Genomic DNA, 264 nt, shown 5'->3' on the forward strand with positions numbered 1-264 from the left:
GTACTTGAGGCCGGCTTTATCCGCCTTCGCCGCATCGCCCTTGCTTTGCGACAGGCCCGCCGCATAGACGGCCTGGATCGCCTGATTCGCCGAGCGCGGATCGCCCGCGAGCGACACCGCGTTCTTGTAATCGGACTTGAGCAGATCGCTCCAGTCGGACGGCGCCTTGTCGATCATGTCCGCGTTGACTTCGAACGCAAGCACGCCGTAGTAATCGCCGTACCAGTAGCCGTCCGGATCTTTCGACTCCTTCGGAATCGAGTT

1 protein-coding gene is annotated in these 264 nt (G+C 61.4%); it reads right to left on the minus strand.

Features of this window, described 5'->3' with window-relative positions; all coding sequences use genetic code 11:
* Nucleotides 1–264: ABC transporter substrate-binding protein (locus AC0L3A_RS41130; RefSeq protein WP_473256632.1), on the minus strand; the 264-nt coding region annotated here is incomplete at both ends.

Source organism: Bradyrhizobium sp. MI1.3 (genome assembly GCF_055811695.1).